Annotated in this window: 18 protein-coding genes and 1 pseudogene; 4 read left to right on the forward strand and 15 right to left on the reverse strand. The window is 46.7% G+C overall.

The window, feature by feature from the left end:
• Positions 1-4 precede the first annotated feature (4 nt).
• Both ACPAOP_RS02430 and ACPAOP_RS02435 read right to left on the reverse strand, forming a co-directional pair.
• Positions 5-700: a nitroreductase gene (locus tag ACPAOP_RS02430; protein WP_423682249.1), complete on the reverse strand. Its 696-nt coding sequence runs from the start codon at positions 698-700 to the stop codon at positions 5-7.
• Positions 700-1,137 carry an acyl-CoA thioesterase gene (locus tag ACPAOP_RS02435; RefSeq protein WP_423681024.1) on the reverse strand — a complete coding sequence of 146 codons (438 nt, stop codon included), beginning with the start codon at positions 1,135-1,137 and terminating at the stop codon, positions 700-702. The genes ACPAOP_RS02430 and ACPAOP_RS02435 overlap by 1 nt, the downstream gene beginning before the upstream one ends.
• A 346-nt stretch (positions 1,138-1,483) precedes the next feature.
• Between ACPAOP_RS02435 and ACPAOP_RS02440 the strand changes: the two genes are divergently transcribed.
• Positions 1,484-2,050, forward strand: coding sequence for a phasin family protein (locus ACPAOP_RS02440; RefSeq protein WP_423709173.1), 567 nt, complete (start codon positions 1,484-1,486; stop codon positions 2,048-2,050).
• 88 nt (positions 2,051-2,138) lie between these two features.
• Here the strand turns inward: ACPAOP_RS02440 and ACPAOP_RS02445 are convergent, their stop codons facing one another.
• From ACPAOP_RS02445 to ACPAOP_RS02470, 6 genes are all read right to left on the reverse strand, one after another.
• Positions 2,139-2,864 carry an ABC transporter ATP-binding protein gene (locus tag ACPAOP_RS02445; RefSeq protein WP_423709174.1) on the reverse strand — a complete coding sequence of 242 codons (726 nt, stop codon included), beginning with the start codon at positions 2,862-2,864 and terminating at the stop codon, positions 2,139-2,141.
• On the reverse strand, positions 2,864-3,634 hold the full coding sequence (locus tag ACPAOP_RS02450; protein WP_423709176.1) for an ABC transporter ATP-binding protein: 771 nt from the start codon (positions 3,632-3,634) through the stop codon (positions 2,864-2,866). Before ACPAOP_RS02450 ends, ACPAOP_RS02445 begins: the two co-directional genes overlap by 1 nt.
• Positions 3,635-3,645: 11 nt before the next feature.
• Positions 3,646-4,836 carry an ABC transporter permease subunit gene (locus ACPAOP_RS02455; protein ID WP_423681029.1) on the reverse strand — a complete coding sequence of 397 codons (1,191 nt, stop codon included), beginning with the start codon at positions 4,834-4,836 and terminating at the stop codon, positions 3,646-3,648.
• An 11-nt stretch (positions 4,837-4,847) separates the two neighbouring features.
• Positions 4,848-5,777: a branched-chain amino acid ABC transporter permease gene (locus ACPAOP_RS02460; protein WP_423681030.1), complete on the reverse strand. Its 930-nt coding sequence runs from the start codon at positions 5,775-5,777 to the stop codon at positions 4,848-4,850.
• Between the two features lie 495 nt (positions 5,778-6,272).
• Positions 6,273-7,220 (reverse strand): 4-hydroxy-3-methylbut-2-enyl diphosphate reductase, encoded by a 948-nt coding sequence (ispH, locus tag ACPAOP_RS02465; protein ID WP_423709177.1) that lies wholly within the window; start codon positions 7,218-7,220, stop codon positions 6,273-6,275.
• A gap of 3 nt (positions 7,221-7,223) precedes the next feature.
• Entirely contained in the window at positions 7,224-7,679 is a 456-nt protein-coding gene (locus ACPAOP_RS02470; protein WP_423681032.1) for an FKBP-type peptidyl-prolyl cis-trans isomerase, read from the reverse strand.
• Positions 7,680-7,765: 86 nt separating this feature from the next.
• Between ACPAOP_RS02470 and radC the strand changes: the two genes are divergently transcribed.
• The 3 genes from radC (at position 7,766) to rpmG (ending at position 8,994) form a co-directional block, all read left to right on the forward strand.
• On the forward strand, positions 7,766-8,440 hold the full coding sequence (radC, locus tag ACPAOP_RS02475; protein ID WP_423709179.1) for a RadC family protein: 675 nt from the start codon (positions 7,766-7,768) through the stop codon (positions 8,438-8,440).
• Positions 8,441-8,564: 124 nt separating this feature from the next.
• Complete coding sequence (rpmB, locus tag ACPAOP_RS02480; RefSeq protein ID WP_162040513.1) at positions 8,565-8,801, forward strand: 50S ribosomal protein L28; 237 nt, start codon at positions 8,565-8,567, stop codon at positions 8,799-8,801.
• A 25-nt stretch (positions 8,802-8,826) separates the two neighbouring features.
• On the forward strand, positions 8,827-8,994 hold the full coding sequence (gene rpmG, locus ACPAOP_RS02485; RefSeq protein ID WP_110257750.1) for a 50S ribosomal protein L33: 168 nt from the start codon (positions 8,827-8,829) through the stop codon (positions 8,992-8,994).
• 141 nt (positions 8,995-9,135) lie between these two features.
• On the opposite strand, the gene ACPAOP_RS02490 is transcribed toward rpmG, so the two are convergent.
• The 7 genes and pseudogenes from ACPAOP_RS02490 to ACPAOP_RS02520 form a co-directional block, all read right to left on the reverse strand.
• Complete coding sequence (locus ACPAOP_RS02490) at positions 9,136-10,338, reverse strand: DesA family fatty acid desaturase (protein WP_423681034.1); 1,203 nt, start codon at positions 10,336-10,338, stop codon at positions 9,136-9,138.
• 130 nt (positions 10,339-10,468) lie between these two features.
• Positions 10,469-11,785 carry a mechanosensitive ion channel family protein gene (locus ACPAOP_RS02495; protein ID WP_423709181.1) on the reverse strand — a complete coding sequence of 439 codons (1,317 nt, stop codon included), beginning with the start codon at positions 11,783-11,785 and terminating at the stop codon, positions 10,469-10,471.
• Between the two features lie 57 nt (positions 11,786-11,842).
• A complete protein-coding gene (locus ACPAOP_RS02500; RefSeq protein WP_423709183.1) occupies positions 11,843-13,099 on the reverse strand; it encodes an RsmB/NOP family class I SAM-dependent RNA methyltransferase in 1,257 nt (418 codons plus the stop codon).
• Positions 13,100-13,140: 41 nt separating this feature from the next.
• Entirely contained in the window at positions 13,141-13,746 is a 606-nt protein-coding gene (purN, locus tag ACPAOP_RS02505; RefSeq protein WP_423681037.1) for a phosphoribosylglycinamide formyltransferase, read from the reverse strand.
• A 90-nt stretch (positions 13,747-13,836) separates the two neighbouring features.
• Positions 13,837-14,256 (reverse strand): annotated as a pseudogene (locus ACPAOP_RS02510) (barstar family protein); the annotation flags it as partial.
• Between the two features lie 5 nt (positions 14,257-14,261).
• Complete coding sequence (locus ACPAOP_RS02515; protein ID WP_423681039.1) at positions 14,262-14,633, reverse strand: ribonuclease; 372 nt, start codon at positions 14,631-14,633, stop codon at positions 14,262-14,264.
• A gap of 237 nt (positions 14,634-14,870) precedes the next feature.
• A complete protein-coding gene (locus ACPAOP_RS02520; RefSeq protein WP_186896748.1) occupies positions 14,871-15,629 on the reverse strand; it encodes a 3-hydroxyacyl-CoA dehydrogenase in 759 nt (252 codons plus the stop codon).
• Positions 15,630-15,805: the final 176 nt, after the last annotated feature.

Raw genomic sequence — 15,805 nt, forward strand, 5'->3', positions numbered from 1 at the left:
CACATCATGTTAAAAACTTAACGAAAGCAGATACTGACTCACGTTCAGTTACAAGTGAATTTTCTACTTTCGACATATCCGCGTAACCCAGAGCCATGCCACAAACAAGCATTTCATTTTCAGGAAATTGCAGTTGCTCACGAATCAATTTATGGTATTGAGTAAAGGCCGCCTGAGGACAAGTGTCCAGACCACGGGCTTTCGCAGCAAGCATAATATTTTGTAAAAACATGCCATAGTCCAGCCAGGAGCCTTGTTCCATTACGCGATCAATGGTGAAAATCAATCCCACTGGTGCATCAAAGAAAGCATAATTCCTGCCATGCTGCGCATGCATGCCCTGTTTATTCTCACGTGCAAGGCCGAGTAAGGCATATAAATCCCAGCCGACTTTGCGCCGCCGCTCAAGATAGGGACTGATCCATTTTACCGGGTAATAATTGTATTCCTCGGTATGCGGTTCGTCCGCGGAAGGATGATGATGAGCATGCAGGATCTTTTCAGATAACTGCGTGAGGCTCTCCCCCGTCAACACGTAAACCTTCCATGGCTGAGTATTGCTTCCGGATGGTGCACGTGACGCGACCTCAAGAATGCGCTGTATTTCTTCGCGATCAATGGTATCGGGTAAAAAGGCGCGGATAGAACGACGTTCAGTAATGATCTGATCAACAATTTGCTGGGAAGGGGAAGTTATCATCATGAGTCACTTTTTATCGATTGCAACAGTATGCGTAAAGCGTCCGGGAGCGGAACCGGCCTGCGGCTGTCCCTGTCCACATATACGTGAACAAAGTGTCCCTGAGCACATGCTTCAGTTTCATCGCCTTTGAAAATTCCCAATTCGTAACGTACGCTGGAATTCCCTAATTTACTCACAGAAACACCGGCCGTTACTTTTTCGGGAAAAGCGACAGAAGAAAAATAATTGCATTGCGTTTCTATCACGAGCCCGATCACATTACTTTTTTCAACATCAAGTACCCGATTGCTGATCAGAAATTCATTGACCACCGTATCAAACCAGCTGTAATACACCACATTATTCACATGCCCATACGCGTCGTTGTCCATCCAGCGTGTGGTTATTTCATGGAAATGGCGGAAGTCGCTGCGACTTTTCGCTTGTATCTTCATCAGTCCCCTTTTTCATCGGCTCAGACGGCCGCTTGTTGTCCTGGATGAAAGTCTAACATAAGCCTACAAATTCATGACCCTGTCATACAGGCCAGAGACACTACGGAATGAGAACAGACATTTCTCCTGACTCATCATTCAAAGTCAGTGTTTCACCAAAAACCATAGCGTTAAAAAATTGCATTATTTGCACAATTAAACTTGATTAAGCGCTATGAAATAATATAATTATTACTGCATTGCACAAATTTAATGAACGACTGCATTTATCGATTGTATTTGTTCTGTTTCAATAAATGCTGAAAACACCCTCAGTCTGATTCCCCCTTTTAAACAGGAGATCATCATGTTTTCCGTACCTGAACAACTTTCTAATGCAACTAAAGCAAACTTAGATGCGCAACTCGCCTTATTCTCTAATCTGAGCGGCAAAACCATCGAGAACCTTGAAAAGCTGATGGAATTAAACCTCAACGCAATTAAGGGCTCATTCGAGTCGTCTGCAGCAACCACAAAACAATTACTGGCAGCAAAAGACCCTCAGGAATTCTTTACGCTGAGCAGCGCATATGCACAGCCACGTGCAGAAAAGCTACTCGATTACAGCCGTCATCTGACATCAATTGCATCTGCCGCACAAGCAGAATTAACACATGCAGCAGAAGTACAGATAACAGAAAACAATCGCAAATTTCAGGCCTTATTCGATGAAGTATCGAAAAATGCGCCTGCTGGATCCGAACAATTTGTGTCGTTTTTTAAAACGGCTTTCGCGAATATGAATTCCGGCTACGAGCAATTAAGTAAAACGACTAAACAAGCCGTGGAAGCAATAGAAGCAAACATGAACAATACCGTTGCACAAATTTCACAAGCAACAGAAAAAGTAAGTCCCCGCACTGCCAAGAAATAAATTATCACCTGCACCTCTGCAGTCCGCATTCTCTGTCGCAGAAAAAAAGCCCCGGAATTTTCCGGGGCTTTTTGCTACAAAAAAACAATCAGGCTTCACCTAAATACGCTGCCTGAACCTTAGGATCATTCAGCATATCTTTGGCGTTCCCGTTCATGGTAATCGTACCCGACTCCATCACATAACCGCGATGAGCTGCCTGCAGAGCTAATTTTGCATTTTGTTCTACCAGCAAAATCGTAATACCCTGTGCAGAAACATTTCTGATTACTTCAAAAATCTTTTCAACCATAATGGGTGACAAGCCCATCGAAGGCTCATCCAGCAACAATAATTCAGGGTGACTCATTAATGCCCTTGCCATCGCCAGCATCTGTTGCTCACCGCCGGAAAGCGTACCTGCCAGTTGTGCAGAGCGCTCTTTGAGGCGTGGGAAAATCGAGAACCATTTATCGATATCGCTTTCAATACCTGCTTTATCATTTCTGGTAAAAGCGCCCATCATCAGATTTTCGTGAATCGTCATGCGGGTAAAGACACCGCGCCCCTCAGGCACCATCGCCAGATGACTGGTCACCAGTTCGAAAGAATTTTTCCCCCTGATGGATTGACCGAGATAAAGAATATCCCCCTCAACCGTACAGCTGGGTAAAGTACCTGTGATTGCTTTTAATGTTGTGGTTTTTCCCGCACCATTCGCACCAATCAGGGTAATCAATTCGCCCTTATTCACCTCAAGGTCGATGCCTTTGACGGCTTTAATACCACCGTAAGCGACCTTCAGATTACTGATTTTTAAAATATTCTCGGCCATTAATGAGACCCTCCCAAATATGCTTCGATTACCGCAGGATTTTTCTGAATATCAGCGGGAACACCTTCTGCAATCGGTTTGCCATAATCCAATACGGTAATACGGTCACACAGGCCCATCATCAATTTCACATCATGCTCAATCAGTAATACAGTCTTTCCTTCTGCCTTGATTTTCACCAGCAGTTCCCTGAGCGCGAGCTTTTCTGTCGCATTCATACCAGCAGCCGGCTCATCAAGAGCAAGTAATTTCGGATCAGTTGCCAAGGCGCGTGCAATTTCAAGCCGGCGCTGATCTCCGTAAGAAAGAAACTTAGAGGTACGGCCGGCAAACTGCCCAATACCGACGAAATCAAGCAACTCCTGAGCCCGGCGACGGATTGCAGCCTCTTCCTCACGTGCAGCAGCGTGCTGAAATATCGCACCAAAGACGCCCTGTTTTGTGCGTACATGACGCCCGACCATGACGTTTTCGAGCGCTGTCATTTCGCCAAACAGACGGATATTCTGGAACGTACGGGCAATCCCAGCCTTGGCAACCTCATGCGGAGCCGAGGGCGAATAAGGCTGACCATCCAGCTCAAAACTGCCGGAATCAGGCTGATAGAGACCGGTGATCACATTAAAAAATGTGGTTTTACCTGCACCATTCGGGCCGATCAAACCGTAAATCTGCCCCTTCTTGATGTCAATTTCTACATTTGACAATGCTTGCAAACCACCAAAACGCTTGTTCGCACCCTCAATTTTCAACATTGTTTGTTCAGTCATATTGATTTTCCTTATGCCGCGGCGTCATTCGTTTTGGCCATTCTGTCTTCATGTTTTGGCGCTGGCCATAAACCTGCCGGACGATTCAACATGACAACCACCATTGCCAGACCGTATAACAATTGACGCAACACCTCAGCATCAATCCAGATTTTTCCGAATATCAATATTTGTACTGGTTCAACCACGTGCCGTAACACTTCTGGCAAAGCGGCAATCAGAATCGCCCCCAGAATCACACCCGGAATATGCCCTATGCCCCCCAGCACAACCATCGCAAGTATGACCATTGACTCAGTCAGAGAGAAAGACTCGGGTGAGACGAATCCCTGGAATGAAGCAAACATCGCACCGGAAATGCCGCCAAACGACGCGCCCATGGAAAAAGCCAGTAATTTGACATTACGTGTATTAATGCCCATCGCTTTGGCTGCGATTTCGTCTTCGCGAATCGCCACCCACGCCCGGCCGAGACGGGAATGCTGCAAACGTGTCGATACAATCACAATCGCGACACACAAAATCAAGAACAGAAAATAGTAGGCATTGACCGATGGCATACTGAAACCAGCCAGGTTAATTGTTGCATTAGAGCCCGCCTCACCCGCCAGTGACACTCCGAAGACACTGACCGGGTCAATCATATTAATTCCCTGAGGTCCGTTCGTGATGTTGACCGGTGCATTCATGTTGTTCATGAAAATGCGGATAATTTCACCAAAACCCAGGGTCACAATTGCGAGGTAATCGCCACGCAGCTTTAAAGTTGGCGCACCAAGCAATGCACCAAAGAAGCCCGCAATGACCGCAGCAAACGGAATAATGATCCAGACAGAGAGATGAATGCCCTTTTGCGCAATTTCAGGACCAAACAGCGTCACCAGAAAATTCCCGAGTGCCGGATAATTTTCGACAAAAGACTCAAGGACAATCGCGAATTGTGGGGATCCGAACAATGCCGCCAGATAAGCACCTACTGCATAAAATGCAATATAGCCAAGATCCAGTAGTCCGGCAAAGCCGACCACAATATTCAGCCCCAGCGCCAGCATGATATACAGCAGCGCAAAGTCAATGATGCGAACCCAAGAATTACCAAAATTCGCCGCAACAAACGGGAAAAGAACCAGTACCAATCCCAGCACAGCAAAACTGGTGTAAGCCTTCTTCGGATTGGCTTTTACATCAAATATAGTTGACATCGTCTTTCCCCTTACGCACGGTCAGCAACGCGTTCACCCATAATGCCGGATGGTCGCAATGTCAGAACGATAATCAAAACAATGAAAGCAAAAATATCCTGATACTGACTGCCGAGCACACCTCCGGTCAGGTCGCCGATATAGCCCGCCCCCATACTTTCGATTAATCCAAGAATGATGCCACCGACCATCGCACCGTAAATATTACCGATTCCACCTAAGACCGCAGCAGAAAAAGCTTTTAAGCCAGGAACAAAGCCCATGGCAAACTGCGCGGACGAGTAGTTTGCTGCCCACATCACGCCGGCAATTGCAGCAAGAGCGGCACCAATCGCAAACGTGGCTACGATTACTTTATTCGAATCGACACCCATTAAGCCGGCAACTCTGGGATTCTCCGCAGTTGCACGCATTGCACGTCCCATTTTGGTCTTTTCCACCAGCAGCACGAGCGCTATCATCGCCACGGTAGCGAGTACCAATAACAGAATTTGTACTTGAGAAATCACTGCGCCACCAATCTCAACGGGAACTATCGGCATCACGGATGGGAATGAGATAGGACTACGCCCCCAGATCATCATGGCAAAGGTCTGCACCAGAAGTGAAACACCGATTGCCGTGATCAAAGGTGCCAGACGAGGAGCATTGCGCAGACGACGGTATGCCACTCTCTCAATCAGCAGGTTGACGGCGATACAGACTGGAATGGCGCCAATAATTGCGATGAGTAACATGACGAATCCGGGAAGTTCAGGAGCATATACCAGTAATAGCTTGATAATACTCAGCCCCGCCATCGCTCCGACCATCAACACATCACCATGGGCGAAGTTAATCAGATTCAGCACACCATAGACCATGGTGTACCCCAGGGCAACCAGAGCATACATACTGCCCAGAACAAGCCCGTTAATTATTTGTTGGATAAAGGTATCCATATTTTGCATCTCTCTTTATAAACGAATCGGAATTTCAGCCAAACGACGACTTACAACTGGATAAGCTAGTCTGCAATCAGCAAAAATCATTCCTGTTAACAAAAAACGGCTCCCTTTAATCAGGGGGCCGCTCGTGTTTTAACAATTTGCTATCCGAAAAGGCGCGTCATCATATCGAGAGTGCCAATAGTACGTGTAATGCACATGATCAATTCTCCTCTGCAACTTTTTGTAAAAGTTTTTCTAATATTTAGACTTCTTTAGTACGCCATTGAAGTGGGCGGAATTATACAGATGCGGCACACTATCCGAGTGGTAAAAAAACCACCCGATGCTACGTATTTTCCACAAAATTCAATACTGGCTGAAAACACTTGATCAATCTGGCAAATATCCGTATTGATGTGTGAAGTAATCTTAAATACGAATTAGCTAAATAAAATATTGAAAATTTTAAAAAAACAGATTTTTCAATTGTTATGTGAGTACACCCTCCTATTGTGCCGCTTCCTTATTGCCACCGAGTCCCTTTGGCATTGGAAACGTTACATGTTCCTCAACCCCATCTAAAGCCCGGACGCTACGCGCACCAAGATCGCGCAATCTGGCAATCACCTCTTCCACCAATACTTCCGGAGCAGATGCACCGGCGGTAACACCGATACGCACCACGTTCTCCAGCCAGACTGGATTGATCTGGGCCGCGTTGTCCACCATAAACGCTGGCACGCCTATTTTTTCAGCCACTTCACGCAAACGGTTGGAATTCGAACTGTTTGGACTGCCAACAACAAGTACCAGATCGACTTGCGGCGCCATGAACTTCACGGCCTCCTGCCGGTTAGTTGTGGCATAGCAAATATCGCCTTTTTTGGGTTCGCTGATCAATGGAAAGCGTCTCTTTAAAGCCGCAATAATTTCAGCAGTATCATCAACAGACAAGGTCGTCTGGGAGACATAAGCCAGCTTATCAGGATCAGCAACGGACAACTGCTCTACATCATCTGCCGTCTCAACCAGATACATCCCGCCCTCTGCCTGCCCCATAGTGCCTTCGACCTCAGGATGTCCCTGATGCCCAATCATAATAATTTCACGTCCTTCGCCGCGCATTTTCACGACTTCGGTATGTACCTTGGAAACCAGAGGACAGGTCGCATCAAAAATCTGTACACCTCGCTCCTGAGCCTCTTTACGCACAGCCTGAGATACGCCGTGCGCAGAAAAAACCAGGGTATTCCCATGTGGAACATCGCTCAGGTGCTCAATAAAAATGGCTCCTTTGGCTTTTAAATCATTGACGACATAAGCGTTGTGAACGATTTCATGCCTGACATAAATCGGCGCACCGAACTTTTCCAATGCTCTCTCAACGATTTCAATCGCACGGTCTACTCCCGCACAAAAACCACGGGGCTGGGCCAATAAAATCTCTTTTTCCATGTCTTACAAAATCCCGATGATTTTTGTTTCAAACAATAAAGTCTGTCCTGCAAGAGGATGGTTAAAGTCAAAAATGTATCCCTGCTCATCCACTGAGCGCAGGACACCGGCAAAACGACCACCCGACGGAGCGGCAAAATCCACCAGATCGCCAACAACGTATTGTTCGCCAAGCGCGGAGTTTTCTTTTAAAGTAGCAGCAGATACACGCTGAACCAGATCCGGGTTACGCGGACCAAACGCTTTTTCCGGCGGCAGCTCTTGCGTGACATGGGAGCCCTCTGCCAGACCGATCAGGGAAAGTTCGAGCTCCGGTGCGAGCTGACCAGTTCCCATCTGCAACGTAGCGGGGCTTTCTTTAAATGTAGTGATAATGTCTTCGCCATTTAAGGTCGCAAGCCGGTAATGCAAAGTAAGATAAGCGTCTTTGGTAACAACGGGAGTATCGGTAGTAGTCATGATGAATGGCTTTCACAAATAAGTCTCTATTGTAAGCCAGCTTTCGTAGTTCGATTCTTTTCTCAAAATCTTGGAGCGACCTGACTATGGCGATTAATGAATGGCCCGAAGACCAGAGGCCGAGAGAAAGACTGATTAAGTTCGGCGCTTCCGCCTTATCAGATGCCGAGCTTCTGGCCGTATTTTTAAGAACAGGGGTGGCCGGAAAAAGCGCTGTGGATCTGGGACGGGAGATGATCAATAGCTTTGGCTCTTTATCAAAATTATTTAATGCGACCATTGCAGAGTTCTCTGCTATTCATGGATTAGGAAGTGCCAAATATGCGCAGTTGCAGGCAGTCCTAGAATTAGCAAGACGATCGATTTATGAGGAGCTGCAAAGCAACGCATCGCTCTCATCGCCGCAAGCAGTCAAACATTACCTGCAACTGTTAATCGGAAACAAAGCACACGAATCATTTGCAGTGCTCTTTCTCGATACAAAAAACAGACTGATTACATCCGAAGAATTATTTCGGGGCACACTCAATCACGCCAGCGTATACCCGAGAGAAGTGATTAAGACCGCCTTACAACACAATGCTGCAGCCATTATCCTCGCTCACAATCACCCATCTGGCTCCTGCGATCCCAGTGACGCCGATTTAAGACTGACACAAACACTGAAGCAAGCGCTGGAACTGGTTGACATCAGAGTTCTGGATCATTTTATTATCGCTAATCCTGAAGTTTACTCATTTGCAGAGCATGGTTTACTCTGATTTTAAATTGTTAAATTATTTTTTTTAACAAGACACAATTGTTTTTTGCAAGTCGTTGATATTTCATGAGATTTTGTTTATACTCTCATTTTTTCCAATTTCGGAAACTATCAAGGAGTTAAATATGGCACGTGTCTGCCAAGTAACTGGGAAAGGGCCGATGGTTGGCAACAACGTTTCCCACGCTAATAACAAAACAAAACGTCGCTTTTTGCCTAACCTGCAAAACCGTCGCTTTTTCGTAGAATCAGAGAACCGCTGGGTTTCTCTGCGTTTATCTAACGCTGGTCTGCGCGTCATTGACAAAATCGGTATTGATGCGGTTTTGGCTGACCTGCGTGCTCGCGGCGAAAAAGTTTAAGCTAATTTATTGTTAGGAAATTATCATGGCTAAATCTGGTCGCGACAAAATCAAACTGGAATCGACTGCTGGTACAGGTCACTTCTACACAACATCCAAAAACAAGCGCACGATGCCTGAAAAAATGGAGATCATGAAGTTTGATCCTAAGGCACGTAAGCATGTGATCTACAAAGAGACCAAAATTAAATAATTTTAGTTTGCTTATGTAGCAATAAAAAACCTCGCGATGCGAGGTTTTTTTTCGTTTATTCGTTTTCATTTTTTCGAAACGCCATCGATTATTCACAAAAAAACGGCGTTAGTGACGCCGTTTTTCTTACAACGAAATCAATCAGGCGTAGGTACGCAGCCGGCGGGAAAAATCATGCAAAGCCTGGATACCAGATGCTTCCGCACGCAGACACCAATCCTGTAACTGATGTACAAGCTGCTCACGACTGACTGTCGAACGTTCCCAGATCAGCCCCAACTCTACTCTCATATCGTGCATCGTCTGCAATACCGTGCTGTGTGCCAGCACTTCTGACAATGCCTGTTTCTGAGATACTTCCAACTTGGTGGGTTCGCGCTGCAACAACTTTTTGGTCAATTTCAACCGTGCAGCTTCAAATTGCGCTTTCTCACGTAATAAAACGACTTCATCGTGCCAGGTTTTACGCAAAGATTTTGCATACTTTGCCATCACGTCATAGCGATTAGTAATGACGGCTTGCAAGGTTTCCATATCGACTGATGATTTCAGTTCGACGAACTTCGGTTCCGGAGCAACTTTTTTGACAGTTGCCCAGCCAACGATTTCCATCATACGGATATACATCCAACCGATATCAAACTCATACCATTTAGACGATAACTTCGCGGAAGTGCCAAACGTATGATGGTTATTGTGCAGCTCTTCTCCGCCGATTAATATACCCAGGGGAAATATATTGGTAGAAGCATCCACACAATCGTAGTTACGATAGCCCCAGTAGTGACCAATGCCGTTAATAATCCCTGCAGCTGTAATCGGAATCCAAGCCATCTGTACAGCCCATACAGTAATACCGATAACGCCAAACAGCAGAAAATCGATAATGAGCATTAATACAATACCTTGCCCTGTAAAACGGGTGTAGATATTCTTCTCAAGCCAATCGTCAGGTGTGCCATGGCCGTATTTCTGCATCGTTTCAAGATTCTTACATTCACTACGATATAGTTCCGCGCCCTCGAACAACACTTTCTTGATACCTCGCGTTTGCGGACTATGCGGATCCTCTTCAGTCTCACATTTTGCGTGATGTTTGCGATGAATAGCAGCCCATTCTTTGGTGACCTGACCAGTCGTCAGCCATAGCCAGAAACGGAAAAAATGGCTGGGAATGGCGTGTAACTCCAGAGCACGGTGCGCCTGACAACGATGAAGGAAAATTGTGACACTGGCAATCGTAATATGAGTAACGATTGCTGTGAAGATGAAAATTTGCCAGCCAGTAGCGCGGGTAATGCCGTTGGACAGAAAATCAATTACTGTTTCAATAAAAGTGCTCAAAATATCATTTACTCCGTTGTTATCGCTTGCTTCTCAGCTTATGCTGTAAAAATATAGCACTACAGATATGTAGTATGTTGCATCGGTATTGTACGCGTTTTCAGAGAGCTCCCCCAATTAAAAGCGCAGCTCATTCTGACTTTGCTACCTCTGAGGACTCGTTCTGGATCAAGGTCACCACTCTCTGAGGGTACGGCAAATCAACATTGTGCTCTTTAATGAGCTGCCAGATCGCCAGATTAACCTCAGACAGTACGCCGACACGTCCGTTCTCGGGATCTGATATCCAGAATCCTACGCGGAGCTCAAAACCATCAGCACCAAACCTGATCAGAGATGCGGACGGCGCAGGATCCGGTGCGACCCGCGCAACCTTAGCGACCACAGAGGCTAAGAGAGGCAGCAAAACATCCAGATCAGTCTGATAGGAAACCGTCAGATCTGTCGACATCGCCACCTTACTATTGGTTAAGGAGTAATTTTGTACCGGGGTAGATACCAGCATTTCATTCGGAATCACTGATTCGGAACCATCCGGTCCCAGCACAACGGTGTAGCGGGTATTAATCTGAGTGACTTTTCCACTAAATTTATCTACGGCAATCATGTCCCCGATAGACATGCTGCGATCCAGCAAAATAATAAAACCCGAAACATAACTACTGGCGATTTTCTGCAAACCAAATCCAAGACCGACACCCAGTGCACCACCGAATACCGAAAGAACGGTTAAATCGATACCTACAATCGTTAAGCTCATCAAAATTGCAATGAGGATAAACAGAGCTCGTCCGACGCGGGAAAGAACAACTTTTAACGATGTATGCACAGTTGGCAGCATCATCAGCCGAGACTCGAGTGAAGCGCTGGCCCACAATGCAACTACCAAGGTAATAGCAACAGAGATACTTGCCTGGAAAATCGTCAGCAAAGAAATTTTATTCTTACCGACAGGGATAACCAGGCTTTCCATTGCCTCCAGTAAATCAGGCCACAAACCGCTGAAATGTAAAACTACACCTATCCAGACCAGGCCCGCAAAGAGCTTCTCAAAAAGAGCGAGAAACTTACCTATGCTTCCATCCCTCGCAAAAGTCTTACGTACGACGTAAAACCCGAAGCGAATCAGTGCCAGTGAACCGATAACCGGAAAAAGTAATTGAATCAGGTTGGTATGCTGCCATTGACCTAAAATTGCCTTACCAATCAGTAAAAACAATAAGGTCAACGCAGGGGTGAGAACGCGTGAAAAACTGCCGACACCTAACTGAACAACTCCCGAAGCGGCTCGTTCATGCGTAGTCGCGACGCTGTTTTTGAGAAAGCGTGAAGCTCCCCAGGCAAGCGAGAAACAACATAATACGGTCCCGACTTGCCAAAAAAACTGAGGCTCACGAAAATCGGTCGCCAGATCGGATAATAAGCTGGCAAGTAATGGTGCACTCATATCGGAAAAATAAAAATGTCCCCTGCGGATAACGAAGGGGACGAGAGATGGAACAAATTATTTATTGCGCTCTAATACCGCGGCAAAGAAGCCATCGGTCTGATGAAGATGCGGATACAACTTCAGATAATCGCCCATCTCCAGTTCTATCTTCTGCTCAGCCAGTACTTTCGACGCCGGAACTAAGGTGAAATCAGGATGTTCCGCCATGAAGGCCTGAACAATCGCCTCATTTTCCTCATCCAGAATACTGCATGTTGCATACACCAGGCGGCCACCGGGCTTCACCATACGAGAGGCGCTCGCCAGAATAGAGGCTTGCTTTACATTCAGCTCAGCTACCCCTTCTGCTGTCTGACGCCATTTGACGTCCGGATTACGGCGCAAAGTTCCAAGACCACTACACGGAGCATCGACCAGCACACGGTCGAGTTTGCCTGCCAGTCGCTTAATTTTTGCATCTTTTTCATGTGCGATCACAACCGGATGCACGTTCGACAAACCGCTGCGGGCAAGCCGAGGTTTCAATTTCGCCAGACGCTTCTCCGAAATATCAAAGGCGTATAAGCGGCCTGTATTGCGCATGATCGCGCCAAGTGCCAAAGTTTTACCGCCGGCACCTGCGCAGAAATCGGCGACCATTTCACCGCGACGTGCACCGAGTAGTTGCGCCAGAAGCTGACTACCCTCATCCTGGACTTCTATCGTGCCATCTTTGAATAAGGGTAAATTCTGTATCGACGGTTTTTTCTTTACCCGCAAACAAGTGCCCGCATATGCTGTCGGTTCGGCGATGATCGGAGCCTCTGCAAGAGCTGCTGCAACATCATCTCGATTGGCCCTCATCGAATTCACACGTAAATCAAGCGGAGCTGGTTTATTCAGGGATTCCGCCAGTGTCAGTGCTGTATCCTCACCAAAACGTTCGCTAAGTTTATCCCATAGCCATGCCGGTAAATTAGCTTTCATGGCGACAGGCAGATGTGAACGATCAATCTGCATCACACGCTCTAACCAACTGGCTTCATCTTCTGTCAGTCCACCTAGTGATTCTACGCCGACAGCATCGGCGAGACCGAGTAAAGTCAGGCGTCGCATCGGAGAACCAGAGCCAGATTCAGCAAAATTGGTATACACCGATTTATTCCGCAACAAACCATATATTGCCTCCGCTATCACGCCTCGTTCGCGCGAACCAAGGCGAGGATGTTCGCGGAAATAACGGGATAAAGTACCATCAGCTGGACCGGTAAAACGTAATATCTCGCGTAAAACTTCTTCTGTGTGGCCAGTAATGGCGGGAGGTAATCTCATACTGCTTCCTTCAATTTCTGTATCGGTCAATATTGACCTGTTTATTCACTGACCTTAACTATATGGCCAGTAATATTGATTTTATTTTCCACGAACTTGCGCACTGCCTGTGGATAGATAACATGCTCCTGTTCGAGCACGCGCTGCGCCAGACTTTCTTCAGTATCGTCGGCTTTCACCGGAACAACTGCCTGTGCCACGATAGGTCCGTGATCAAGCTCAGCCGTCACAAAATGTACCGTTGCACCATGCACCTTGACGCCTGCATCCAGCGCCTGACGATGTGTCGCAAGACCAGTAAAGCTCGGCAACAATGATGGGTGAATATTCAGCAGACGACCGGCATAATGTTCGACAAATGCAGGGGTGAGTATGCGCATAAAACCCGCCAGAACAACCAGATCGGGAGAATATTCATCAATCTTCTGCTGCAGTGCGTGATCGAATGCTTCGCGCGAAGAAAATTCTTTACTGACGACAACGGCTGTATCTAAACCAAGCTCTGCTGCATAAGACAGACCACTGGCATCGGCTTTGTTACTGATAACGGCAGCAATCTGAGCTGGCCATTTTTGTAAAATACAGGCATCAACAATGGCGCGCATATTACTGCCGCGACCAGAAATGAGAATAACGATCTTTTTCATGGCGGCATTGTAACGCCCTAAGGCACTGATTCCAAAATAAAAATGCCGGTCATGAACGCCGGCATTTTTATTATGGCAACGTCAGCATGACTATTCAAATGAATAAAATACCCGGAAAGCAACTTTTTTTTCTGCCCAGAATTCGGCTGCATCACGAAACACATCTAATAAAATTTCACGCGCTTCTTTATCGAATTTCGGTGTATTCGGCAATTGCTCAAGAACGATAACAAATCCGGGCTGAGGACCAGCCTGATGAATCATGTCTGTCAGGCAATCATACAAAGCGTCAAAATTTTTTCCGAAATGCTTAGGAAAACCAAAAGACGCGGCAATTTTTCCCAGCACTTGCTGTTTAGTCGTGGCGTCCAGACAGTAAGCATACAAAAAATGCTGTCCCAGATGCACTGCTTCTGCCTGCAGATCCGGTACACGAAAAGCCCGTATCGACTGCACGACGTTCGGCGCCACTGTTGCTAACAAATCCATTTCTCCCTCAGGTGATGAGATCATAATTATTCTCTGATACGCCGGAAACTTTCGTAATGGTCATCGGTATAGTAGTACTCTCCGGATTGAGCCGGTATTCCGCCTGTGATAATGCGGCGAGCCCCGCGATTACGGGCTTTCGGAGTTTTCACTGTGTATTCGTGATAATACCCGCGCTTTTGTTTTGGGAGTCTGGACTCATAGTTACCAAAAACAACGCCATCTTTGTCGTATGGAAACGGGCCGCCTTGTTTAATCAGGGCCAGGGTTATCTGCGCCTCACGCGGAAGCTCGCTGACGAAAACGATGCCGATATTATCTTTGGCAAACGCAACAGAAGCAAGTAAAGCGATTGCCAGAAAGAGGAAGTACTGACGAAAAAATCGGAAATTTCTCATTAATCACTCATTTGTTTAGCATTATGCAAACTATCAACGAAACCGTAGATTAACGTTTTGCTCGTCATGTATCAACCCGCATTCTTAGCCGGCAGTTCTGTCAGAAATATGGCAGATCGGCTGAATAATAAAAAAAGGGCAAACAAAGGTTTGCCCTGCTGTACCTGTCTGACCAGAATTGTTATCAGATCAACTGCGGGATCCGCACTAAAATAACAATTATGACCCGACAAGCCATTATTTTGGCTGCATGCGGATAGCGCCATCCAGGCGGATAGTTTCGCCGTTCAGCATCACGTTTTCAATAATCGTTTTGGATAAATGTGCATATTCTTCCGGCTTACCGAGGCGGGGTGGGAATGGCACCATTTTTCCTAACGCATCCTGCACTTCTTGCGGCATGCCCAGCAACATCGGTGTTTCAAAAATACCCGGTGCAATCGTCATAACACGAATCCCACTGCGGGATAAATCACGCGCCATCGGCAAAGTCAGCCCAACAACCGCTGCTTTAGAGGATGCATAAGCGGCCTGACCGATTTGTCCGTCATACGCCGCGACAGATGCAGTATTAATAATCACGCCGCGCTCGCCTTGTTCTGTCGCGTCTGTCTTTGCCATCGCATCAGCGGCCAGACGACACATATTGAACGTGCCAATCAGATTAATATTGACGACACGCTGAAAAACGTCGAGTGGATGTGGTCCGTCTTTACCGACAGTTTTAACCGCCGGCGCAACGCCCGCACAGTTCACCAAGCCACGCACAGTACCCAAAGCAGTCGCGGCTTCGACCACCGCTTTGCCATCGGCTTCTGAAGTCACGTCACACTTCACGAAGATCCCGCCCAATTCTGCAGCCAGTTTCTCGCCAGCGTCCACCTGCACATCTGCCAGCACAACTTTACCGCCATTGGCAGCAATCATCTTTGCCGTCGCGGCACCCAAGCCGGAAGCACCACCAGTAATAATAAAAACACCATGTTGGATTTGCATGTTCTGTCTCTTTCGTTTTGGTTAAGAAATAGCAAAGTTATGCTATTGATGTGAAAATCTGACCAGATATTGGGCTTGTATTTCAAGGTAGAAGCAAACACATTACGTTTACGTAAACGTCATATCCGTATTGTATCCAACTTTGCCGCACCGCTAAAAGAAAAAAGATGCTCCGC

Source organism: Undibacterium sp. WLX3042, from assembly GCF_049544825.1.
GTDB lineage: Bacteria > Pseudomonadota > Gammaproteobacteria > Burkholderiales > Burkholderiaceae_D > Undibacterium.